Origin of the sequence: Spongiactinospora gelatinilytica (assembly GCF_003236385.1) — a bacterium.
GTDB lineage: Bacteria > Actinomycetota > Actinomycetes > Streptosporangiales > Streptosporangiaceae > Spongiactinospora > Spongiactinospora gelatinilytica.
In genome coordinates this window covers 11397-34968 of record NZ_POUA01000001.1, presented here as the reverse complement: position 1 = coordinate 34968, position 23572 = coordinate 11397, and the positions used below count along the sequence as shown (strand labels likewise).

The following is a 23572-nucleotide window of genomic DNA, read 5'->3' as shown; positions in this document are numbered from 1 at the left end:
CATGAACAGGAGAACCCACCCGTGATCAGCTCGCGTGCGCTCTACCAGCGAGCCACCAGGCACGTCCCCGGCGGAGTGCACTCCAACACCCGCTTCCAGGCGCCGCACCCCACCTACTTCGCCCGCGCCGAGGGTGCCCACCTGTGGGACGTGGAGGGCAACCGCTACCTGGACTGCACCATGGGCAACGGTTCGGTGCTGCTCGGCCACGCGCACCCGCAGGTGGACGACGCCGTGTGCGCCGCCGTGCGCAGCGGCCTGACCACCGGCGTGGAGACCGAGGCCGCGGTGGTCGCGGCCGAGCTGATGGCGCGGATCATCCCCGACTTCGGCAAGGTCAGGTTCGCCAACACCGGCACCGAGGCGCTGATGCACGCGCTCGCCATCGCCCGGCACCGGACCGGCCGGGAGAAGGTCGCCAAGGCGGAGGGTTCCTACCACGGGTGGTTTGATCCGCTTTGGGTCTCGACCTGGGCGACCGCCGAGCAGGTCGGACCGGCCGAACGACCGGCGGCCCCGCCCAGTTCGGCCGGATTGTCGAAGGTCGCGGCCGACACCGTCGTGCTGCCCTACAACGACCTGGACGCCACCGAACGCCTGCTCCGCGAGCACGCCGCCGAACTGGCCGCGGTCGTGGTCGAGCCGGTACTGATCGACATCGGCTTCATCCCGGCCACCGCCGAGTACCTGGCCATGCTCCGCGCGCTCACCACCGAGCTGGGCATCGTGCTGATCTTCGACGAGCTGCTGACCGGGTTCCGGCTCGCGCCCGGCGGGGCCCGTCAGGTGTACGGGATCGTGCCGGACCTCACCACGTACGGCAAGGCGCTCGCCAACGGCTACCCGATCGCCGCCGTGGAGGGCGCAGCCGAGCTGATGGCCGCCACCGACCCCAGCGCGGGCGGCCCGGTCGGCTGGGTCGGCACCTACAACGGGCACGGCACCGCCGTCGCCGCCACCGCTGCCGCGCTGCCGCTGCTGGCCGACGGCACCGCCCAGGGCTACCTGGACAAGCTGGGCGAGCGGCTGCGCGAGGGCTTCGGCGAGCTGGCCGGGCGGCACGGCATCCCGGTCGTGCTCGCGGGGGCCGGCGGCCACTTCCAGCCGTACTTCCTGCCCGCCCCGGCCACCGGCTACCGGACCGCGATGGCAAGCGACGCCCGCCGGTACGCGATCCTGCACAAGACCGCGCGCGAGCACGGCGTACTGCTGCCCGCCAAGCCGCTGCTGCACGCGGCCCTGTCCACCGCGCACACCGAGGACGACGTGGACCTGCTGCTCGGCGCGGCCGCCGAGGCGTTCGCCACGATGGAGCGTGAAACATGATGAGCACGGCCCCGGACGCGGAACTCCGCGAGATCCGCAAGGTCTACGACAACGGGGCGCGCGGCGTCGAACAGGTCGATTTCACCGTGGCCAAGGGCGAGTTCTTCGCCCTGCTGGGCCCGTCCGGCTGCGGCAAGAGCACCACGCTGCGCATCCTGGCCGGGCTTGAGGAGCCGACGTCCGGCGAGGTCTACATCCGGGGCGAGGCGATGCGCGGTCGGCCGTCCCACCGGCGGCCGACCAACATGGTGTTCCAGAAGCTGGCGCTGTTCCCGCACCTCACCGTGGCCGACAACATCGCGTTCGGGCCGCGGCTGCGGCGGCGTCCGGCCAAGGAGGTGTCGGCCAGGGTCGCCGAGATGATCGAGCTGGTCGGCCTCTCCGGGTACGGCGACCGCCACCCCGCCCAGTTGTCCGGCGGCCAGCAGCAGCGGGTGGCCATCGCCCGGGCGCTGGCCAACGAGCCCGCCGTACTGCTGCTCGACGAACCGCTCGGCGCGCTGGACCTGAAGCTGCGGGTGCAGATGCAACAGGCGCTCAAGCGCATCCAGCACGACTCCGGCACGACCTTCGTCTACGTCACCCACGACCAGGTCGAGGCGCTGACCATGGCCGACCGGATGGCGGTCATGAACGAGGGCCGAATCGAGCAGCTCGGCCCGCCCGCCGCGCTGTACCGGCGGCCGGAGACGGTGTTCACCGCGACGTTCCTGGGCGACACGAACCTGTTCCGCGGCACGCCGCGCGGCGGCGTCCTGGAGGCCGAGGGGATCATCATCAAGATCCCGCAGCCGGGAACGGCCGTGTCGGTGCGGCCCGAGCACGTCGCGGTCGGCGGCACGCTCGGGGACAGGTACGGCAACCGCTACCAGGGCCGCCTGGAGGACGTGATCTTCCAGGGCGCGAGCACCCGGTACCACGTCCGACTGCCGTCCGGCGTGCTGCTGATCGCCGAGCAGCGCGAAGAGGCGGACCTGGGCATTTCCATCGGCGACGACATCGAGGCCGGGTGGAACGTCACCTCGGCCGTCGTCCTCGACCACTGAACAAAAGGCTATGGAGGCAGTGATGCCGGAACGTTCCATTTCACGTCGGCGGCTGCTCACCGGCGCGGCCGGCGCCGCGGGACTCGCGCTCGCCACCGCGGCGTGCGGCGGTGTGCGGCCGGAACCGTCCACCGGATCGACCGGGGCGGGCGGCAAGGTCAAGGTGACGATGTTCGCCTTCCTCGGCGGCGACCTGGGCAAGATGCCCAAGGAATTCGCCAAGGAGTACGAGCAGGCGCACCCCAACGTCCAGGTCGAGATCTACGAGCAGTCCAACTCGGTCGGCTACACCCGGATGCTGGCCCAGCAGAAGGCGTCGCCGGACCAGCCGCTGGTCAACTTCGGCTTCTTCAACGCGCAGACCTCGGTGCAGGGCATCGACGACAAGATGTGGGCCAAGCTGGACTACTCCGCGATGTCCAACTCCGCCGACATCGACCCGCGGTTCCAGCGCGAGGACGGGCACGGCATCGGCATCGGCGTCGACCAGTTCGGCCTGGTCTACAACAAGGACAAGATCAGCAAGGCGCCCACCTCCTGGGCGGCCCTGTGGGACCACGCCTACCAGGGCAAAGTGTCGTTCTTCGGGTTCCCGTGGTACGCGGTCTACATGGCCGCCAAGCTCAACGGGGGCGGGCTTGACAACATGGAACCCGGCTGGGACCTGTGGGAACGGGAGGCCAAGCAGATCCGGCTGCTGGTGGAGTCCAACCCGCAGTACCTCAACGTGCTGAGCAACGGCACCGCCCCGATGACCGCGTACTTCGCGGGCACCGGGCAGCAGTGGATCAACTCGGGGGCCCCGCTGACGTACGTCGTGCCGTCGGAGGGCGCGATTCCGCTGCCGATCTACATGCAGGCCGTGCAGGGCTCGACGCCGCAGCAGCTCGAAGTCGTACACGACATGATCAACGAGATGATCTCCCCCAAGTGGTGCGCCCGCTGGGCCGAGGTCAGCGTCGAGGCCCCGGCCAACGTCAAGGCGCCGCTGCCGGCCAAGCTCAAGGACCTGCCGGCGTTCCAGAAGTCCACCACGGACGCCTTCCAGGACATCGACTACGCGATCGTGGGGCGCAACAACGCCCAGTGGCAGAAGCGCTGGGAAACCGACATCGCTTCGCGTATCTGAGCCTCGCGTATCTGACCCCCGCACCTGACCCCCGCACCTGAACCCCGCACCTGAACCCCGCACCTGAACCCCGCATCTAGGGAGAATCCGCCGATGCTACGCCGGCACCGCTCGGCATACCTCCTCGCCGCCCCCAGCCTGGTCGTGCTGGCCGCCGTATTCGTCGGGGCGATGCTGACCCTGCTCGAGTACAGCTTCCACGAGTACGTCCCCGGCGGCGCGGACATCCCCGGCACGATCGCGACCTGGGCGGAGTTCCTGACCAGCGGCTACCACTGGGGTGTGGTGACCGAGACGGTCCGGCTCGGGCTGCTCAGCACGGTCGTGGCCGCGCTGGTCGGCTACCCCACGGCTCTCGCGCTGCACCGCATCCGCCGTCCCGGATGGCGCTATGCCGGACTTTTCGTGATCTTCGCGCCGCTGCTGACCAGCGTGGTCGCCCGCACCTACGGCTGGGAGCTGGTGCTCGGCGACAGCGGCCTGCTGAACGGCGTGCTGGGCGGGTTCGGGCTCGGCCCGGTGGAACTGCTCTACCAGCGCAGTTCGGTCGTGATCGCGCTGGTCCACATCCTGCTGCCGTTCATGGTCTTCCCGATCCTGAGTTCGCTCGGCCAGCTCGATCCGGCGCTGGACGAGGCGGCGGGCGACCTCGGCGCGGGGTCGCTGCGGCGGTTCGTCAAGGTGACGCTGCCGCTGACCGCGCCGGGGCTGCTCGCCGGGGCGCAACTGGTGTTCGCGCTGTCGATCAGCTCGTTCGCCACGCCCAGCCTGCTCGGCGGCGGCCGGGTCAACGTACTGGCCACCGACATCTACGACAACGTCAACAACGTGGACTGGCCGCTGGCCGCGGTGTCGTCGTACGCCCTGCTGATCCTCGCGGTGGTCGCGCTGGCGATCTTCGGCTGGCTGCAACGCCGCACCGCGCGGGCCGAGCAGGGCGGCGTGACCGCGGCGGGCGCGGCCCCGCGCGGGGTGCGCGGCTGGGGCGTGTGGCTCGCGCTGGTCTACGCGTTCGTCCTGCTGCCGCTGGCGATCATCGTGGTGAACTCGTTCTCCTCGGTGTCGTTCGGCACCTGGCCGCCGCCGGGCTTTTCCACCAAGTGGTACGCGAACCTGTTCGAGCAGGACGGCCTGGGCGAGGCCGCGCTGCTCAGCCTCCAGGTCGCGCTGATCGCGACGGTCATCACGGTCGCCATCGGCACCGCGGTGGCCACGGCGCTGGTCCGGTACCGGATGCCGGGCCGGTCCGTGATCCAGTCGCTGGTGCTGTCGCCGACCGTCGTCCCCAAGGTCGCGTTCGGCTTCGCGGGGTTCATCTTCCTGCACCGGCTCGGCCTGTTCGGCGGTACGGCGGGCCTGGTCGCCACGCACGTCGTGATCATGCTGCCGTTCGTGGTGATCGTGCTCACCGCCGCGCTGATGCGGGCCGACGCCACCCTGGAGGCCGCCGCCAAGGACCTCGGCGCCGCGCCGTTCCGGGCGTTCCGGCTGGCCACGCTGCCGCAGGTCCGGCCCGCGCTGATCGCGGCGGCGCTGTTCGCCTTCGTGGTCAGCTTCGACGAGGTGGACATGACGGTGTTCCTGCTCGCGCCGGACCAGAGCACGCTCCCCGTCTGGATGTTCGTTTACATGCAGAAGTACCAGGACCCGACGCTCGCAGCCCTCTCGACGCTGCTCATCGGGGCCGCGCTGATCATCGCCGGGTTCGTGGCGCTGTTGCTGCTCCGCTCCGGCATTCTCGCAACCAAGAAGGGAAACAACGAATGACCACCGCACACACCGTGGAGCAGGTACCCGTCACGACGCTCGCCAACGGCCACCGCCTGGAACTCACCGTGCACACCCTGCGCGGCGCATCAGAGGGGCCGCGCATGGTGATGTTCGGCGGCGTCCACGGCGACGAGCCGATGGGCGCGGAGACCGTACGCCGGCTGGTCGCCGCCATCGACCCGGCCGCGCTGCGCGGCACGGTCGTCCTGGTACCGGTCGCCAACCCGTACGCCCACGCGGCGCTCACCCGCAACACGCCGCTGGACGGCATGAACCTCAACCGGACCTTCCCCGGCGACCGGGGCGGCAGCGTGACCGAGCAGCTCGCCGCGGTGCTGTGCGAGATCCTGACCGGGGCCGACTACTTCATCGACTACCACTCGGGCGGCAACCTCGCCAGCGTGGACTACGCCTACATCCACGACGAGGGCGCGGAGATGTCCAAGGCGTACGGGTGCCGGGTGCTGTACGCGGGCACGCCGTACCCGGGTTCGGCGACCGGCTGGGCGCTCACCCACGGCATCGCCTGCATGGTCAGCGAGCTGGGCGGCGGCGGGCAGCGCATCGACGAGTACCTGGCCAGGGGCCTGGACGGCACGCTCAACGTGCTGCGCACGCTGAGCATGCTGCCCGGCGAGCCGGTCGCGCCGCCCGCCGACCAGGTCGTGGTCGGCACCCTCAGCACGCTGCGGCCCACCATGGGCGGCACCATGCTGTGCGAGTACGGCGTGGACCGGATCGGCGAGCGCGTCGCCAAGGGCACCGTGCTCGCCCGGATCGTCCACCCGGCGACCTCCGAGGAGCTGGAAGTCCTCACCGCGCCGTACGAGCCGAGCATCCTGGTGCTCGGCCGCGAGTCGATGACCAACGTGGCCCCGGGCGACTACGGCCTGATGGTCGCCGACGGCTCGACCGCCACACCCGCCGTTTGATCAGGGGGTATAGGGCGGCGGGGCCGCCGGCGGGTATGACACCGGCATGGTCATCGGATTCATCGGCAGCGGGCGCATCGGCGCCACGCTCGCGCGCCTTTCCGTGAACGCCGGTCACTCGGTGGTGCTGAGCAACTCACGCGGCCCCGAGACACTGTCCGCCCTGGTGGCGGGGATGGGACCACACGCCACGGCGGCGACCTCGGCCGAGGCCGCCGCCCGGGGCGACATCATCGTGGTCTCCATCCCCTTCGGCCACTACCGCGACGTACCCGCGGAGCCGACGGCGGGCAAGGTCGTCATCGACGTCGGCAACTACTACCCGAAGCGCGACGGGACGTACGCGCAGCTCGACGGCACCACCACGAGCAGCGAACTCGTCGCCGCCCACCTCCCGGACGCCCGGGTGGTCAAGGCGTTCAACGTCATCCACTTCCAGGACCTCGCCGACGAGGGCCTGCCCGCAGACCATCCGGAGCGCCGCGCGCTGCCCATCGCGGGCGACGACGCCGACGCCAAGAAGACGGTGACCGAGCTCATCGACTCCTTCGGCTTCGACGTGGTGGACACCGGCCCGCTCGCCGAGGGCCGCCGCTTCCAGCCCGGTACGCCCGCCTACCTCACCCGGTTCACCGCCGCCCAGCTCCGCGAGGCCCTGTCCTAGAGTTTGCAAACACAGTTTGCAAACGTGCTTTGCAACTGTATGGTGCTCGCATGCCCGATCGCCCGGAGCCGCAGCAGATCACCGACGTCGCGGCGCTGAAGCTGCTCGCCCACCCCATGCGGCAGCGGATCGAACGCCTGCTCAGAGACGGGCCCGCCAACTCCACGACGCTGGCTCGCGCACTGGGCCAGAGCACCGGGGTCACCAGCTACCACCTGCGGCAGATGGCCGAGCACGGGTTCATCGAGGAGGTGCCCGAGCTGGCCAAAGGCCGGGAACGCTGGTGGCGGCACGTCCCGGCCGACCGGCGCGTCCCGCCGTACAGCGAACAGAGCCCGGAGATGCGCGCGGCGGTCGAGGAGATGAGCCGTCTCGACCTCGCCGACGACCTGGAGCAGTTCGCCCGCTTTCAGGTGGCCCGTGCCGAGCTGGGGGAATGGGCCGACGCGCTGGCCTGGTCCCGCTCGACGATGCGGCTCACGGTGGCGGAGCTGGCGGAGTTCCTTGAGGAGTACGTGAAGCTGCTCTACCGGTACAAACGGCCCGAGGAGGACACACCGCCGGAGGCCCGGACCGTCGTCGCCCGGCTGCTGGCCTTCCCCGCGACCGACGACGATCAGTGATCGGGCCGCCGAGCTGGCACTCGGCGGCCCGATGCGCAGGAATCACGCACCACCACGCCCGAGGGCGTGTCTCGACGTGTGCGCAACCCCACCAGGAAAGGAGAGCAGTTCATGCTGCTCCCATGCAAACCGGCTGTTGTGGTCGCCTTACTCGCGTCCCTGCTGACCGCGCCGCCCGCGCCGCCCGCCGATGCCGCCACAACGGAGGTCTCCTTCACCGGAGGCGGCGGTGTCACATTACACGGCACCATCGTGGCCCCGGCTCAGACGCGGGGTCGCGCCCCCGGCATCGTCATGGTCCACGGCGCGGGGCCGGTCACCCGCGCGGAGTACCGGGACGAGGCCGAGGCGTACGCCAGGCGCGGCATCGCCACCCTCATCTACGACAAGCGCACCACCGGGTACTCCACCGTGAACCGCGACTACGACACGCTGGCCGAAGACGCCCTCGCCGCGGTACGCGCCCTGCGGGCCCGCCCCGAGGTGAACCCCGAGCGGGTCGGGATCTGGGGCCTGTCCGAGGGCGCGTGGGTGGCCCCGCTCGCGGCCGCCCGCTCACCCGAGGTGGCCTTCCTCGTCGTGGCGGGCGCGATCGGCACGACCCCGGCCAGGCAGCAGTCCTGGGCGTACGGTCAACGGCTGGACCACGCCGGGGTCCAGGGGTCCCTCGTCACCACCATGCGGCACCGGCTCATCCGGTTCGCCCAGGCCGCGGGCCTGTTCGCCGAGGCGGCGCACGATCCCGTGGCGAGCTGGGAACGGGTCCGCCAGCCGGTGCTCGCGGTGTGGGGGGCTTTGGACCGGGAGGCGATGCCCGCCGAGAGTTCGCGGATCATCCGGCAGGCCCTGGAACGCGGGGGCAACGACCAGCACACGATCCGCTTCATTCCGGGCGTACGGCACAATCTCAACGGCACCCACGACGACGGCTTCGACCGCCCGGACCTGGTCCCGGCCGGGTACGCGGAGGTTGAGGCCGCCTGGATCAAGAGCCTGCCCGTACGGGACAAGCCGGGCACTCCACCGCAGCAGGCCGCGAGCAGCGGCTCGCCGAGCGAACCCACCGCCTGGTACGAGGGCCCGGGGCTACAGGTCGCCGCTTTTCTGATCTTCCTGGCCGCCCTGCTCGGGCACCTCGCCATGGCCGTCGTCCGCCGGCTGCGCGGTCATCGCGGCGCGGTCCCGGGGGCCCACCCGGCCCGCTGGTTCCTGATCGGCCTGCTGACCACGGTGTTCGGCTTCCTCGCCTACCTCGGCGTCCAGATCGTCACCGGCGCGTACCTCATCGGCCCGGTCGTACTCGGCCGCCCGCTCCCCTGGCTGGCACTCCAGCTCACCGCCGTCGCCACCGTGGCCGCCGCCGTACGCACGGCCCTCGCCACCTGGCCCGCCCGCCGTACCGAACGAGCCCGGCGAGCGCTCACGCTGACCGCCGCGGCTGCCTTCGTGCCCTGGGCGCTGTACTGGGGCCTGCTCATACCCTGAGTGAGCCGAGGAGAGCGGGGGGTGATCACCGGGTACGCCGTCGCCGGACGACAGACCGTCGATGGGAAGGGCACCCCGAGTTGACCGGTACCGGTACCCACATCACCCCCGCCGGCGGGTCCGGCCCCGCGTACGCAAGTTCCTGCTGGTGCTGCACGTCCGCGTCAGCGTCGGCTGGTTCGGCGGCGGCTACGCCATGCTCGTGCTCGGCGTGGCCGCCCTGACCAGCGCCGGTTCCCCGCTGCGCCCGGCCGCGTACCAGCGGAGGTATCCGGGGGCGGTGACCCGTACGCCCAGCATGTCGACTGGAGGTCGCCGACCACTACACCACGTTCGCGGCCCACTGCGCCGGCGAGGTGACCATCGACCGGATACTCATCGACGGCCAGGCGGTCATCGAGGGCAGCCTCGCCGTCGCCGAGGCGTTCTGCTAGGCGGGGTCGTGCGACTTTCGTCGGGGGTCTCCCTGGAAAAGGGAGATCCTTTGGCGGTCCTGTCCCGGGGAGCACTTCTCTAGCGTCGGGCAGCGGGAAAGGAGAAGTGCTCACCTTGAACGCGCTACGTCGAAACTGGAAGCCGATCCTGCTGCTCATGCTGGTATCACCGCTACTGGCGGAGGTCTTCAGCGGTTCCATGCCGGCTTCCGACTACTTCCAGCCGGGGATCTTCCTGCCCTTCACCATTTTCGTGTACGGCCTGCCGATCCTGGTGCTGCGCGAACTGGCGGCCCACAGAAGGGTGGGGCTGCTCGGGCTGTGGGGTCTGGGCATCATTTACGGCCTGTTCAACGAGGGCCTGATCTCCGAAACCCTCTACCATCCACTCGATCCGGCGAACCCGGCCTACGATTCCTACGGGCTGGTGGCCGGGCTGCGCATCCCTTGGACGCTTTTCATCCTGCCCTGGCACGGGGTCTTCTCCCTGGTCACGCCGGTGGTCCTGATCGATCTCCTGTTCCCGGGCCAGGCGGGAAGGCCATGGCTGCCGAAGAAGGCGACCTGGGCGCTGGCAATCGTCACCGGCGGCCTTGCCGTGGCCCGTTTCGTCCTCTGGGGCGAGAACCGAACCGTCCAGGAAAGCGGCGTGTTCGCACTCCAGGCCGCGATCGTGCTCGGTATCGGAGTACTGGCGTACCTGCTGGCCGACCGGCTCCCACGCCCGTCCTACATCACCTCGGACCGACGCCCTGCTTTGTGGAAGCCCTTCGCCGCCGGAGCGGCCCTTTACGCGGCCTGGTTCGTCGGGACCGAACTGCTCGTGTCCATCGTCCGGCCCCCCTGGCCGATCGCTGCCCTCTACACAGTGGCCGCGGTGACGGTGGGCCTGTGGCTGATCTCCCGCCGCCACGAGATCCGCCCGACGACCGCGGCGGCCTTCGTCCTCGGCATCGGCACGGCCCAGGCCGCGGTGACCGTGCTACTGAATGGTCTCCTGGTGGCCGACACCTTCAGAGCCGTCTCCGGCGCCATCTTCATCGCCGTCTACCTCATCGCCTTGAGCAAAGTGGGTGCGCAACGTCGAACCGCCGATCACCTTGAGTAGCCCCTCCCAAGGAGCCGCCGTGATGCCACCGCAAGAAGACGGCCACTTCGCCGAGATCATCACCCCGGGCGGCAGCCACGTCGTGATGTACGGCATCACCGCCGCCCACGCGGCCGACGTCGCCGCCCGCCACGCCCCGGAGGAATCGTCACGAACGTACCCGGCTCGTGATCGGCAAGGGCGCGGCGCATCGGAAGCGAGTCCCACAGCCATTCGGGAGCGTTGACACCACCCGGCTTCACGGCCTTGGTACACGGCGCGCATAGACGATCATTGTTGTAACGGTTCAGCAGCGTAACTTGCACGCCGGACACAACCGCTCACCTCGGGCCATCGATCCCCTTCCCGCGCGCCTCATTCCCACCAACGGTCCCGCCGCACGCTAGCGCACTCACCGTTATCATTATATGACCATCTGTAATGACAGCTTCCCAGGCAGGTCGCGCAGCCGCGTGCCGGGCATGTCACATCGGGCGCGCCTTTGTCCATCTTGTGGCCGAGGCCGGAAACGATCTGGCCATCGCCTACGGAAGGGGCTGGAAGCAAAGTGCGCAAACGCTCGTTGATCATGGTCGCGGTGACCTCGGCGGCCCTGGTCGTATCGTCCGTCGATGCCCAGGCCATCGCAGGTGAACGCGGGTCCGTCGCCGTCCGGAGCGGGCCGTCCGTCGCCGCCGTGGCCCCCGAGCACCAGAGCGCGACCCCGGCGAAGAACGCCCTGAGGGACATCGTCATGAGGGACTCCGTTCGCTGCCCGAAGCCCAGGTCGAAGTCCGTCAACTTGTCGTGGGGCATCGGCGAGAACCACAAGTCCACGACGGTGTACTTCAACAACCACTGCTCGGTACGGGTGGGGGTAAAGCTGTTCTTCAGGACCAAGCGCCGATTCCAGGGGCCGAAGCGCTGGACCAGGTGCCTCACCACCAACGGCGGAACCCAGGGCAGGAAGAAGTACCACCACGCGATGCGGACCCGCCTGCTGGCCGTGATGCCAGGCTGCTAGAACCCGGCCCCCCGCTCACAGAGCACTTCGTCCTGGCCCGGTGTCCATGGCACCTTGGACCGCACACCCCCATCCCCTCCCAGGAGGGCGGTGGGGGATGGGCGGGCGGCAGGAAAGGATCGCTTCAGGTGGTGCTGGAACGGCGAGGTACCACGGCTCATGCGAAATGCCGGACACCGGGCCGCCACTGAGGACGGCGGGCGGCGAGAGGATTCGTCAACCGTTAAGGCTGTGCGGGGGTGATGTCGGTGTGTGGGAAGTCCTCGCCTTTGAAGAGCAGTGGCTGGTCAAGGTCCTTGGCGAGGGCGTAGGCGAAGCAGTCACCCATGTTGAGTCCGGCCTTGGCGGCGTTGCCCTTGCCGTAGGTCTGGTAGGCCCGCCGCGCGATCCCGGCCTGATTTGGGTGTTACGGGCTCAATGACGAGGCCCATCTCGTTGATGAGCGTGTCGAAGGCGTTGCGCATGGCCTCGCCGCGGTTGTCTGCCACGATTGCCGCTTCGACATAGTTGACAGCCGAGATACGGCACGCGGTTGCGGCGATGGCGTCGGCGAATTGGGCAGCCTCGGGCTCACCGTTGATGACGGCGATGATGGGCGCTGGAATCGACGATCACGCGGGAAGGCCGGTGTCCGAGTCGTACAGGTCTTCAACGGAGAGCCGGTCCTGACCCAGGTGGGTTCGCATGTCGGCGGCAATGCTCAGGATGCGTTCGGCCCTGCCGGCGGTGCCGGTGCGGCGCTCCAGCGCTTCCAGACGGCGTTCGAGCACTTGAGCGGCGTGCTGAGTCTCCTCGGCCAACCGGATTACCCGGCGCGCGAGGTCATGAATGGGTTCGTGTTCGAGGTCCACGCCCACCGTCGCTCGACTCCTTCGGTCGCGTCACCTGAGTTGCCCTTCTAGCGTAGCCGGTAGCCGAACCGGACTCGTTGCAACGAGTGACATCCGTCCGCGTCACAACGTTCTGTCGAACCGGGCCACGGGTTCTTCTTAGACATAGTGCCGACGGCGGCATGTCAGGCTTCCCAGATCTCGGGCCGGAGCCTGCCGCGGGCAGCGATTCGGAACCCTTGTTCCCGAGCCCACGCGCGTACATGCGAGACGGTCGGCTGCTGGTCCGCTTGACCATACGACCTCTGTCGACGTCCTTGGCGGGAAAGGGTGCGGGAGAGCAGACGGTACCTAGGAAGGGGAGAGGGAGTGGGCGACGGCGGGAGAGGACTAGGCGGCGAGGAGGCGGGTTCAGCCGGTGCTGGAACGGCGAAGTACCACGGCTCATGCGAGATGCCGGACCGGGGCGTAACTGAGAACGGTGGGCGGCGAGAGGGGGCCTGCCGTACGCCCGGGCGAAGCCCGGGCCTGGAAAAACAGGCCGAGCGCCAGCGAGGTCCATTTCCCGCCGAAGGCGGGGTTCTTAGGCTCGCGGTAGCGAGTTCCACCCGCCGAAGGCGGGGCCCCTGGCGCGGTAGCGCGTCTACTCCGCCGGAGGCGGTCCTTGCCCGCCCGCCGGAGGCGGGGGCGCGAGCGGAGCGAGCGCAATTCAGCACGGCAGGCGGAGGGCGATGGCGGCGATGTCGTCTTTGCCGGTGGTGGGGAGGCCCGTGACGAGTTCTTCGCAGAAGGCGTCCAGCGGTTCCGTGGCCAGGGCGGTGGCGTGGTCGCATAGGCGGGCGAGGCCCACGTCGAGGTGTTCGCCCGGCCGTTCGATCAGGCCGTCGGTGTAGAGCAGCAGCGTGTCCCCGGGTTCGAGCTGCGTGAAGGCGCTGGGCCGTTGTTCGTCCAGGCCGATGCCGAGCAGCGCGCTGTGCGCCTCCTCCAGGTAGCGGCCGGTGCCGGCGGCCGTGATCAGGAGCGGCGGCGGGTGGCCGGCGGCGGAGTAGTTGAGCCGCCAGCCGTCGGGGATCTGTTCGACGCGGGCCAGTACGCAGCTCGCCGTGCCGACCGTGTGCAGGCTCTCCATGGTGGTGTCCAGGCGGCGCAGGATGTCGCCCGGCGGTTCCTTGCGGTCCACCACCAGGCCGCGCAGCATGTTGCGAAGCTGGCTCATGGTGACGGCGGCGGGGAGGTCGTGCCCGGCGACGTCGCCGATGGTGAGGACGAGGGCCCCATCGGGGAGTACGAACGAGTCGTACCAGTCCCCGCCGACCTCGGCCGCGGCCGGGCTGGCCCGGTATCGGGCGGCGATCTCCAGGCCCGCCACCTGGGGCGGGTCGGCGAGCAGGCTGCGTTGCAGGGCGAGCGCCATGCGCTGGGTGCGCTGGAAGCGGATGACGTTGCTGAGCGGGCCGTGCGCGTGGTCGAGGATCTGGGTGATGAGTTTGGCGTCGCTCATCTCCAGCGCGGGGCGGGGGGTGCAGACCCCGACGGCCACCACGGCGGCCACGACGCCGTCCACCACCAGGGGCAGCATGACGACGTCGTGCATGCCGGTCGAGGCGACCCATTTCTCGGTGGCGGTGCGGAGGATGCCGGAGGGGATGCCGGGCGGGTTGGGTACGCGTACCGGCGATGCCTCGCGTACGGTACGCGCGAACGGCCCGTTGGGGCCGAATACCTCGTGTCCGCCTTTGGGCGGTATCGGCAGCCCGTCCCGTACCGCGGCGGCGACCCGTTCCGCGACGATGGGCGCGTTGTCGGGACGTTCGACCGAGTCGAGCAGCAGGTAGAAGGAGCAGGTGTCGGCGAGTTCGGGGACGATGACGCGGCCCAGGCCGGTCACCACGTCCTCCAGTCCGGACACGCCGCCCGCCACCGCGCCCGCGCGTTCGAGGAGTTCTCTGCGCCGGTTCTCCTGCCAGCGTTCCTCGACGTTGGAGACGGTACCGACCCATTCGACCACTTTGCCGTTCTCGCGTACCGGTACCGACCGGGCGTGGAAGTGCTCGTAGTCGCCCGCCGGGGTGCGCATCCGGAAGGTGGCCTCCCACAGCGGGTGTACTTCGGCGAGCGCCCGCAGCCAGGAGGCGACGGCGGCGGGCTCGTCCTCGGGGTGCATCACCGGCGACCAGTTGCCGCGTTTGAGGATCTCCGCGGACCTGCCGATCACCCGTTCCCAGCCGGGGCTCATGTCGACCACCCGGCCGTCGGCGGTGGCCACCCAGACGACCTCGACGCCGACGTTGACCAGGCTGCGGTAGCGGCGCAGCACGCGCAGCCGTTCCTCGGACAGTTCGTGGATGCGCCGCTTGGCGACGACCTGCGCGGTGGTCTCCATGCCCACGGTCAGCACGCCGCGCTCCCCGTCGTGCAGGGCGATGGGTGAGAGGCTGAAGGTGAAGTACCGTTCCCTGATGTCAAGGTCGGGGTGGTCGGCCGGTACGGGCAGGTCGCTGGCGAGGGCCGGTTCGCCGGTCGCGAGCACCTTGTCGAACAGGTGGATCGCGCCGAGATTGGGCAGGTCGTGGAACACCTCGGACATCGGCGCCCCGATCTTCCGGTCGCCGAAGTACTCGCGGTAGGCCGCGTTGGTGTAGACGAGCCGGTGCGTGGGCCCGGCCGTCACGAGTACGCCCACCGGCGCGGGATCGAAGACTTCGAGCCCCAGCCCCAGCCCGCGAACTCTCCCCATCAAGCTTCCCCTCTCGCGCATGTCCGGGACGTCCCCCAACACCCGAAAACACGCTTGCTCCCCAGGTCGGCATACTATGCGGGAAATAGTCAGACATATCCCACCGCTGGGTAAAGCACCGAGAGGGTCTCCCGGGCGAGTTGCAACTCTTCCCGGGGCTCGATCACCAATACCGCCGTTTCCGCGTCCGGCGCGCTGACGACGCGGTCGATCCCAGGATCGCCGATCGCCGGGCGCCCGATTCCGAGCAGGCCGAGGCGGTCGCACACCGCCTCGCGTACCTCCGGCTGGTCCCAGCCGATCTCGCCGGTGAAGACCAGGGCGTCCAGCCGGGAGAGGCTGGTGGCCTCCGCGGCGATCTCCCTGCTCACCCGGTGCGCGAAGACCGTGAGGGCCAGTTCGGAGGTCGGGTCGCCGGCCTTGACGAGGTCGCGGGTGTCCCCCGACCTGCCGTCGGACAGTCCGAGCAGGCCCGAACGGTGTTCCAGGCCCTCGCGCAGCTCGCTGACCGAAAGGCGGTTGCCGGTGAGCAGCCACAGCAGCATGCCGGGGTCGATGCTGCCGGACCGTTTGCTCATCGGCACGCCCTCAAGCGGGGTGAAGCCCATCGAGGTGTCCACGCTGCGGCCGTCGCGGACCGCGCACACCGAGCACCCGCCGCCGAGGTGGGTGAGCACCATTTGCAACTCCGGCACCGGCCGGTCCAGAAGGCCGGCGGCCCGGCGCAGTGCCCAGGCATAGGACAGGCCGTGGAACCCGTACCGGCGCAGGCCGTACCGGCGGCGCCACTCCTCGGGCAGCGGGTACGTCGCCGCGTACTCCGGCAGCCCGGCGTGGAAGGCGGTGTCCGGGCACAGCACGTGCGGCACGTCGGGCAGGCACCGCCGTACCGCCTCCACCAGCGCCAGCGCGGGCGGGATGTGCAGCGGCGCGAGGTCTTCGCGGGCGGCGACCTGGGCGACGATCTCGTCGTCCACCACCATTGGGGCCGGTACGGCGACGCCCCCGTGTACCAGCCGGTGCCCGACGGCCGCGACGTCGAGATCTCCCACCTCGCCGAGGAAGTCCGCCACGGTCTCCTGCGCCGCATCCGGGTCAAGACTCTGCTCGGTGTGCCGCCCGGCCAGGACCTGCTCGCCGCGGACCAGATTGAGCCGCAGGCTGGAGGACCCCGCGTTGACCGTGAGCACGACCGGATCGGAGCTTGCCATGGTTGGTCGCGTGCCCGAGACCAACCACCCCAAACAGCCCACCCGAACGACACGGACGGGTTTGAAAGCCTGACTGGAGGAACTGTCCGGTAATGGACGTACTCGAATCCGTGGACGCGTACTGGCGGGCCGCCAACTACCTGTCGGTGGGACAGATCTACCTGCTGGACAACCCGTTGCTGACCAGGCCACTGCGCGCCGAGGACGTCAAACCCCGGCTGCTCGGCCACTGGGGCACCACCCCGGGCCTGAACTTCTGCTTCGCGCACCTCAACCGCGTCATCAGGGAGCGCGACGAGAACATGATCTACATCGTCGGCCCGGGCCACGGCGGGCCGGCGGCGGTGGCGCACGCCTGGCTGGAAGGGACCTATACCGATAAATATCCTGACGTCACCCAGGACGAGCCGGGCATGCGCGCGCTGTTCCGGCAGTTCTCCTTCCCCGGCGGCATCCCCAGCCACGTCGCGCCGGAGGTGCCCGGTTCCATCCACGAGGGTGGTGAGCTGGGGTATTCGCTGGCACACGCCTACGGCGCGGCGTTCGACAACCCGGAGCTGGTGGTGGCGTGCGTGATCGGCGACGGGGAGGCCGAGACCGGTCCGCTGGCCGCGAGCTGGCACGCGAACAAGTTCCTCACCCCCGGCCGGGACGGCGTGGTGCTGCCCATCCTGCATTTGAACGGGTACAAGATCGCCAACCCCACGATCCTCGCCCGCATCCCCGAACAGGAGCTGGCCGCCCTCCTGGAAGGCTACGGCTATCACCCGCACCTGGTCGCGGGCGCGGAGCCACTGGCCGTCCACCGGCGGATGGCCGAAGTACTGGACACCGTGTTCGACCGGCTCAGGGACGATCCCACCGGCCGCCCGCCGATGATCGTGCTGCGCACGCCGAAGGGCTGGACCGGCCCACACGAGGTGGACGGCCTGCCGGTGGAGGGCACCTGGCGGGCCCACCAGGTGCCGCTGACCGAGGTGCGCACCCGCCCGGAGAAGCTGGCCGCGCTCGCCGCCTGGATGCACTCCTACCGCCCGCGCGAACTGTTCGAGGGCGACGGACGCCCGGCCGAGATCGTGCGCGCCGCCGTACCGGAGCAGCGGCGCAGGATGAGCGCGAACCCGCACGCCAACGGCGGCGAACTGCTCCGCCCGCTGCGCCTGCCCGACTACCGCGACTACGCGGTAGAGGTCGAGAGCCCCGCCGCCCGCACGAGTTCGCCCACGGGGGTGCTCGGCGGTTTCCTGCGCGACGTGCTCGAACGCAACCCGACGGCGTTCCGGCTGATGGGCCCGGACGAGACCGCCTCCAACCGGCTGTCGGCGGTGTACCAGACCACCGCCAAGACGTGGAACGCCGCCACCCTGCCCACCGACGAGCACCTCGCCCCCGACGGTCGGGTCATGGAGGTGCTGAGCGAGCACCTGTGCCAGGGCTGGCTGGAGGGCTACCTGCTGACCGGCCGGCACGGCCTGTTCAACTGCTACGAGGCGTTCATCCACATCGTCGACTCGATGTTCAACCAGCACGCCAAGTGGCTGGAGAGCGCACGCAGGATCCCCTGGCGACGGCCCATCTCCTCACTGAACTACCTGCTGTCCTCCCACGTCTGGCGGCAGGACCACAACGGCTTCAGCCACCAGGACCCCGGCTTCCTGGACGTGGTGATGAACAAGAAGGCCGAGGTCGTGCGGGTGTACCTGCCGCCGGACGCCAACACGCTGCTGTCGGTGGCCGACCACTGCCTGCGCTCGCGCGACTATGTCAACGTCGTCGTGGCGGGCAAGCACCAGGCGCACGACCTGATGCCGATGGACGACGCCGTCGCGCACTGCGCCCGCGGGCTCGGCATCCTGCCGTGGGCCTCCACGGACGCGGGTGAGCACCCTGACGTGGTACTGGCCTGCGCGGGCGACACCCCGACCATGGAGACGCTGGCCGCGGCGGCGCTGATCCGCGAGCACCTGCCGCGGCTCAAGGTCCGCGTGGTGAACGTGGTGGACCTGATGCGGCTGCTGCCGCCGTCCATGCATCCGCACGGGATGGCGGACGCGGAGTTCGACACGCTGTTCACCGCCGACCGGCCGATCATCTTCAACTTCCACGGATACCCGTGGTCGATCCATCGCCTCATCTACCGCAGGACCGGGCACGCCAACTTCCATGTGCGCGGGTACCGCGAGGAGGGCACCACGACCACCCCGTTCGACATGGCCATGTTGAACGGGATCGACCGCTACCACCTCGTCATGGACGTGATCGACCGGGTGCCCGGCATCGGGGCCACCGCCGGTCACCTGCGCCAGCGGATGGTGGACGCCCGGCTGCGGGCCCGTGCGCACACCCGCGAGCACGGCGAGGACCCGCCCGAGATCAGTAGTTGGACCTGGCCCGCAAGAAATGGCGAAAAGGAGCAGTGATGAAGGCCGTCACCTGGCACGGTAAGCGCGACGTCCGCGTCGAGGAGGTCACCGATCCGGCCGTCAAGGAGCCCACAGACGCGGTGATCAAGGTCACCTCGACCGGCATCTGCGGCTCGGACCTGCATCTTTACGAGGTGCTCGGGCCGTTCATGGGCGAGGGCGACATCCTCGGCCACGAGGCGATGGGCATCGTGGAGGAGGTCGGCGCGGATGTCCGCCACATCAGTCCGGGCGACCGGGTGGTGGTGCCGTTCAACATCTCCTGCGGCCACTGTTACATGTGCGACCGCAAGCTGTACGCCCAATGCGAGACAACCCAGAACCGGGAGTACAACATGGGCGCGGCCCTGTTCGGCTACACCAAGCTGTACGGCGAGGTGCCGGGCGGGCAGGCGGAGTACCTGCGGGTGCCGCAGGCGCAGTTCGGCCCGATCAAGGTCCCGCAGGGGCCGCCGGACGAGCGGTTCGTCTACCTGTCGGACGTACTGCCCACCGCCTGGCAGGCCGTGGAGTTCGCCGACGTACCCGAGGGCGGCGAGGTGACCGTGCTCGGCCTCGGCCCGATCGGCCAGATGTGCTGCCGGGTGGCCCGGCACCGCGGGCTGCGGGTGATCGGCGTGGACGGCGTGCCGGAACGGCTGGCGATGGCCCAGCGGCACGGCGTCGAGATCGTGGACGCCTCGGCGGTGGACGACGTCCCCGACGCGGTCAGGGACCTCACCGCGGGCCGGGGCACCGTGAGCGTGATCGACGCGGTCGGCATGGAGGCGCACGGCTCGCCGATGGCGCACCTCGCGCACACGCTGACCGCCCTGCTGCCCGGCCGGGTGGCCGCGCCGATGATGACCACCGCGGGCGTGGACCGGCTGGCCGCGCTGAACCAGGCCATCGACATCGTGCGGCGCGGCGGCACGATCTCGGTGAGCGGCGTGTACGGCGGCATGGCCGACCCGATGCCGATGCTGCGCATGTTCGACAAGGGCGTCACCCTGCGGATGGGCCAGGCCCACGTACGGCGCTGGATCGACGACCTGCTGCCGCTGGTGCTGGACGACTCCGACCCGCTCGGCACCGAGGACCTGGCCACCCACATCCTGCCGCTGGGCCACGCCCCGCACGGCTACAAGATCTTCCAGAAGAAGCGGGACCGGGCGATCAAGGTGCTGCTGACGCCTTAGCCGCCTCCGGCCGCGGGGACAGCGGCGGCGTGTCCATGCCGCGCGGGTCGCGCAGCCCGGCCGCGAAGTCGCGCAGCGCGTCCAGTGCGGTGTGCCGGGGCCGCCAGCCGAGTTCGTCGCGGGCCCGGCCGGCGTCCATCAGCGGCAGCCGCAGGACCAGGTCCACCAGGCCCGGCGAGGCCGGCACCAGGTGCAGCCGCCAGGCCGCGGCCACCACGCCGGTCAGCAGCGGGCCGGGCACCTTGACCAGCCGCGCGCCGAGCAGCGCGGCCAGCGTGGCGGGTTCGATGACGGGGTCGGCGGCGATGTTGAACGGCCCGGACACGTCCTTGGTGACCGCCAGCCGGTACGCCTCGCCGATGTCGTCGCCGTGTACCGCCTGGAAGACCAGCCCGGGGGTGTCCGGTACGAACGGCACCAGTTCCGGCCGGGCCAGCCGGGTGAGCCGGTTCGGCAGGAACGGCCCGGCGAACAGCCGGCGCTGCTCGACCGCCGACTCCCGTTTGAAGATGAACGAGGGCCGCATCCGCACCACGCGGATGTCCGGATGCTCCCGTTCATAGGCGTCCAGCACCCGTTCCAGGTACGCCTTCTCCCTTGCGTAGGCGGCGCGCGGCCACCCGTGGGTGGGCCAGTCCTCGCCCACCCTGCGGTCCTTCGGGCCCGGCGAGTACGTGCCCACCGAGGAGGCGTGGACCAGCACCGGCACCCCGGCGTCGGCCACCGCGCGGAACACCCGGATGCCGCCCAGCACGTTGTTGCGCCAGGTGACCACCGCGTCGCGGGTGGGCTGGAACAGCCATGCGAGGTTCACCACCGCGCCCGCGCCGGCGAAGTGCGGACGCAGGTCGTCCTTGCCGATGTCGGCCTGCTGCCATTCGACCTTGGCGGGCCGCCACTCCGGCTCGCGCCTGGCCAGCCCGAGCACCGAGCTCACCGAAGGGTCGGCGGCCAGCGCGGCGACCACGCTGGTCCCCACGTTCCCGGTCGCCCCGACAACCACTACACGCATCGTTCCTCCCTCATCCCACCGTCTCGGTGACCGGCTCGGCGGCGAACCACGCGATGGTGCGGCGCAGTCCCTCCTCCACCGGCACGACCGGCCGCCAGCCGAGCTTCTCCTCGGCCAGCGACGTGTCCGGCCGCCGTACCTTCGGGTCGTCCACCGGGCGCTCGATGAAGCGGATCGGCGAACGTGACCCGGTCATGTCCTTGATCAGTCCGGCCAGGGCGAGCATGGTCAGCTCCTCCGGGTTGCCGATGTTGACCGGCCCGGCGAATCCGCTGTCGGCCAGCGCCAGGATGCCCGCCACCGTGTCGTCCACGTAGCAGACGGACCTGGTCTGGCTGCCGTCGCCGGTGACCGTGATCGGCTCGCCGCGCAGGGCCTGGCCGACGAAGGTGGGGATGGCCCGGCCATCGGCGGGGCGCATCCGTGGGCCGTAGGTGTTGAAGATGCGCACGATGCCGGTGTCCACGCCGTGCGCGTTGCGGTAGGCGGTGGTCAGCGCCTCGGCGAAGCGTTTGGCCTCGTCGTAGACGCTGCGCGGGCCGACCGGGTTGACGTTGCCCCAGTACGTCTCCCGCTGCGGGTGTTCCAGCGGGTCGCCGTAGACCTCGCTGGTGGAGGCCAGCACGAACCGCGCGCCCTTCTCCTTGGCCAGGCCGAGCGCGTGCAGGGTGCCGAGGCTGCCGACCTTCAGCGTCTCGATCGGGTGGCGCAGGTAGTCGGCGGGCGAGGCGGCCGACGCGAAGTGGAGTACCAGATCCACGTCACCGGGGACGTGGACGAATCCGGTCAGGTCGCAGTCCAGCAGCCGGAACCCGGGAGCGCCGAACAGGTGCTCCACGTTGGCCGGGTCGCCGGTGAGGAAGTTGTCCATGCAGATCACCTGGGCGCCCCTGGCCAGCATGCGCTCGCACAGGTAGGAGCCGAGGAATCCGGCTCCGCCGGTCACCACGACGGTGCCCGTCGTCGGTGTCGTCACGTCTTCACCCCATCCGTCGATCGCGGGCGGCGAGCGGGCTCGCCGTCCAAGGTCGCGCACACGGCGTCGAGCACCTGGCGCACCCCGATGTCCAGCAGCCCCGGGTCGGGGCCGTTCGCGTGCGGGTCGCCGGTACGGCCGGCCCACAGGGCCACGTGCCGTTCGCGGCCCGGCGGCGGCCCCCACAGCGCGGGCGAGACCGGGCCGCAGATCACCACGGACGGCGTCTCCATGGCCACGGCCAGGTGCGCGACGCCGGTGTCGCCGCTGATCACCATCCGGGCGCGGGCCACCAGTACGGCCAGCTCTCCCAGCCCGGTACGGCCGGCCAGCACGCGGTCCCCCGGCAGTCCGGCGAGGTCGGCGATCTGCCTGGCCAGCACGCGTTCGGCGACGCTGCCGGTGATCAGCACCCGGTGCCCGGCCGCGCTCAGCTCGGCGGCCAGCTCCGCGTACCGGGCGGCCGGCCAGCACCGGGCCGCCGAGGACGCGCCGGGATGCACGATCACCGTCGCGTCCCGCCGCTCGGCGCGCAGGTCCAAGGTGAGGTCGTCGGGGTCGGCGGCGATGCCGTACCAGTGCAGCATCGCGCACCACCGGTGTACCTCGTGCAGGTCGGCCCGCCAGTCGGGGCCCTCGACCCCGGGCAGTCCGGGGTGGGCGTGGGTGAGCAGCGTGCCCGGGCGGATGCGGCGCAGCGCGGTGGTGCTCTGCGGGCCGCTGCCGTGCAGGTTGACCGCGATGTCGGCGCCGTCCAGCGAAACCGGACCGGTGCCGCTGGTGTGGACGAGTTCGTCCACCGCGCCGATCAGCGGCAGCAGAGGCCGCAGCGAGGACGGCGCGGCCAGCGTGATGCGGTGCCGTGGGTGCGCGCGGCGCAGCGCCCGCAGCGCGGGCACCGCGGTGAGCAGGTCGCCGAGGCCGAGCCCGCGCAGGGCGACCAGCGCGGGCCGGCTCATGGCCGTGTCCATGGCCGTGTTCATGGCCATGACGTCTCCGTGGCGGGGCAGACCACCAGTTCGCGCACCTCGCAGCCGGCCGGCTGGCCGAGCGCGAAGACGATGGTGGCGGCGACGTCCTCGGGCTGGTTGAGCCCGGCGTCCGGGCCGGGCCGGTACTGTTCGTCGCGGCCGTCGAAGAACGGCGTGCGCATGCCGCCGGGGATCAGCAGGGTGACCCCGACCTGCCCGGCCAGCTCCGCCGCCAGCGCGCGGGTGAACCCCACCACGCCGAACTTCGCCGCGCAGTACGCGCTCGCGTCGCTGAGCGCGCGCAGCCCCAGCGTGGAGGCCACGGTGACGACCCGCCCGCGGCTTTCGGCCAGGTACGGCAGCGCGGCCCGCACCACAGAGGCGGTGCCCAGCAGGTTGACCTGGATCACCCGCTCCCAGGCGGCGGCGGGCACGGCGTCGAGCCGCCCGCAGGCGTCCACCCCGGCCGCGGTCACCACGGCGGACAGCCCGTCCGCCCGGCCGGCCAGCTCACGTACGGCACTCTCGGCCTGCTCCCGGTCGCACAGGTCGGCGATCACATGGTCGTAGTCGCCGACGGGAGCGTTGACGTCGATGATCAGCGGGCGGCCCCCGGCCTTGGCCACGGCCTCCGCGGTCGCCTGGCCCAGCCCGGACGCGCCACCGGTGATCAGGATGTTGCCCAGCACGATAGGTCCCCTCTCGGTTGTCATG

General features: G+C 70.5%; 20 protein-coding genes. 13 read left to right on the top strand and 7 right to left on the bottom strand.

The window, feature by feature from the left end; translation table 11 throughout:
* The first annotated feature begins 21 nt into the window (after positions 1–21).
* The 11 genes from C1I98_RS00165 to C1I98_RS00120 all read left to right on the top strand — a co-directional run bounded on the left by C1I98_RS00165 (position 22) and on the right by C1I98_RS00120 (position 11520).
* On the top strand, positions 22–1326 hold the full coding sequence (locus C1I98_RS00165) for an aspartate aminotransferase family protein (protein ID WP_111164990.1): 1305 nt from the start codon (positions 22–24) through the stop codon (positions 1324–1326).
* Positions 1323–2372, top strand: coding sequence for an ABC transporter ATP-binding protein (locus C1I98_RS00160; RefSeq protein WP_111164989.1), 1050 nt, complete (start codon positions 1323–1325; stop codon positions 2370–2372). The genes C1I98_RS00165 and C1I98_RS00160 overlap by 4 nt, the downstream gene beginning before the upstream one ends.
* Before the next feature lie 22 nt (positions 2373–2394).
* Positions 2395–3501 (top strand): ABC transporter substrate-binding protein, encoded by a 1107-nt coding sequence (locus tag C1I98_RS00155; RefSeq protein WP_146607210.1) that lies wholly within the window; start codon positions 2395–2397, stop codon positions 3499–3501.
* Between the two features lie 93 nt (positions 3502–3594).
* Positions 3595–5268, top strand: coding sequence for an ABC transporter permease subunit (locus tag C1I98_RS00150; RefSeq protein ID WP_111164987.1), 1674 nt, complete (start codon positions 3595–3597; stop codon positions 5266–5268).
* Entirely contained in the window at positions 5265–6203 is a 939-nt protein-coding gene (locus C1I98_RS00145; protein ID WP_111164986.1) for a succinylglutamate desuccinylase/aspartoacylase family protein, read from the top strand. Before C1I98_RS00150 ends, C1I98_RS00145 begins: the two co-directional genes overlap by 4 nt.
* Positions 6204–6249: 46 nt before the next feature.
* Positions 6250–6867 (top strand): NADPH-dependent F420 reductase, encoded by a 618-nt coding sequence (locus tag C1I98_RS00140; protein ID WP_111164985.1) that lies wholly within the window; start codon positions 6250–6252, stop codon positions 6865–6867.
* Between the two features lie 50 nt (positions 6868–6917).
* The gene (locus tag C1I98_RS00135) at positions 6918–7490 is read left to right on the top strand and encodes an ArsR/SmtB family transcription factor (protein WP_111164984.1); all 573 of its coding nucleotides are present in this window, start codon (positions 6918–6920) and stop codon (positions 7488–7490) included.
* 111 nt (positions 7491–7601) lie between these two features.
* Positions 7602–8975, top strand: a complete 1374-nt coding sequence (locus tag C1I98_RS00130) for an alpha/beta hydrolase family protein (protein WP_111164983.1) — start codon at positions 7602–7604, stop codon at positions 8973–8975.
* 540 nt (positions 8976–9515) lie between these two features.
* Positions 9516–10517: an AF_0692 family protein gene (locus C1I98_RS00125; protein WP_111164982.1), complete on the top strand. Its 1002-nt coding sequence runs from the start codon at positions 9516–9518 to the stop codon at positions 10515–10517.
* Between the two features lie 22 nt (positions 10518–10539).
* On the top strand, positions 10540–10743 hold the full coding sequence (locus C1I98_RS40225) for a hypothetical protein (RefSeq protein WP_146607209.1): 204 nt from the start codon (positions 10540–10542) through the stop codon (positions 10741–10743).
* A gap of 321 nt (positions 10744–11064) precedes the next feature.
* Positions 11065–11520, top strand: a complete 456-nt coding sequence (locus tag C1I98_RS00120; RefSeq protein ID WP_111164981.1) for a hypothetical protein — start codon at positions 11065–11067, stop codon at positions 11518–11520.
* 611 nt (positions 11521–12131) lie between these two features.
* Here C1I98_RS00120 and C1I98_RS00110 read toward each other — a convergent pair.
* From C1I98_RS00110 to C1I98_RS00095, 3 genes are all read right to left on the bottom strand, one after another.
* On the bottom strand, positions 12132–12377 hold the full coding sequence (locus tag C1I98_RS00110; RefSeq protein WP_146607208.1) for a hypothetical protein: 246 nt from the start codon (positions 12375–12377) through the stop codon (positions 12132–12134).
* A 682-nt stretch (positions 12378–13059) separates the two neighbouring features.
* On the bottom strand, positions 13060–15087 hold the full coding sequence (locus tag C1I98_RS00100; RefSeq protein ID WP_111164978.1) for a SpoIIE family protein phosphatase: 2028 nt from the start codon (positions 15085–15087) through the stop codon (positions 13060–13062).
* Positions 15088–15176: 89 nt separating this feature from the next.
* Positions 15177–16298: an acetate/propionate family kinase gene (locus C1I98_RS00095; protein WP_111164977.1), complete on the bottom strand. Its 1122-nt coding sequence runs from the start codon at positions 16296–16298 to the stop codon at positions 15177–15179.
* Between the two features lie 92 nt (positions 16299–16390).
* On the opposite strand from C1I98_RS00095, the gene C1I98_RS00090 reads away from it, so the two are divergent.
* Both C1I98_RS00090 and C1I98_RS00085 read left to right on the top strand, forming a co-directional pair.
* Positions 16391–18718 carry a phosphoketolase family protein gene (locus tag C1I98_RS00090; RefSeq protein ID WP_111164976.1) on the top strand — a complete coding sequence of 776 codons (2328 nt, stop codon included), beginning with the start codon at positions 16391–16393 and terminating at the stop codon, positions 18716–18718.
* Complete coding sequence (locus tag C1I98_RS00085) at positions 18718–19899, top strand: zinc-dependent alcohol dehydrogenase (RefSeq protein ID WP_111164975.1); 1182 nt, start codon at positions 18718–18720, stop codon at positions 19897–19899. Before C1I98_RS00090 ends, C1I98_RS00085 begins: the two co-directional genes overlap by 1 nt.
* On the opposite strand, the gene C1I98_RS00080 is transcribed toward C1I98_RS00085, so the two are convergent.
* From C1I98_RS00080 to C1I98_RS00065, 4 genes are read right to left on the bottom strand one after another with little or no spacing between them, the layout of a single operon-like run.
* Entirely contained in the window at positions 19877–20911 is a 1035-nt protein-coding gene (locus tag C1I98_RS00080) for an NAD-dependent epimerase/dehydratase family protein (RefSeq protein ID WP_111164974.1), read from the bottom strand. The two genes, C1I98_RS00085 and C1I98_RS00080, sit on opposite strands and share 23 nt — an antisense overlap.
* Before the next feature lie 10 nt (positions 20912–20921).
* A complete protein-coding gene (locus C1I98_RS00075; protein WP_111164973.1) occupies positions 20922–21887 on the bottom strand; it encodes a UDP-glucuronic acid decarboxylase family protein in 966 nt (321 codons plus the stop codon).
* Positions 21884–22876: a glycosyltransferase family 9 protein gene (locus tag C1I98_RS00070; RefSeq protein WP_233506880.1), complete on the bottom strand. Its 993-nt coding sequence runs from the start codon at positions 22874–22876 to the stop codon at positions 21884–21886. The genes C1I98_RS00075 and C1I98_RS00070 overlap by 4 nt, the downstream gene beginning before the upstream one ends.
* The gene (locus C1I98_RS00065; protein WP_111164972.1) at positions 22867–23571 is read right to left on the bottom strand and encodes an SDR family oxidoreductase; all 705 of its coding nucleotides are present in this window, start codon (positions 23569–23571) and stop codon (positions 22867–22869) included. Before C1I98_RS00065 ends, C1I98_RS00070 begins: the two co-directional genes overlap by 10 nt.
* Between the last annotated feature and the right edge of the window lies 1 nt (position 23572).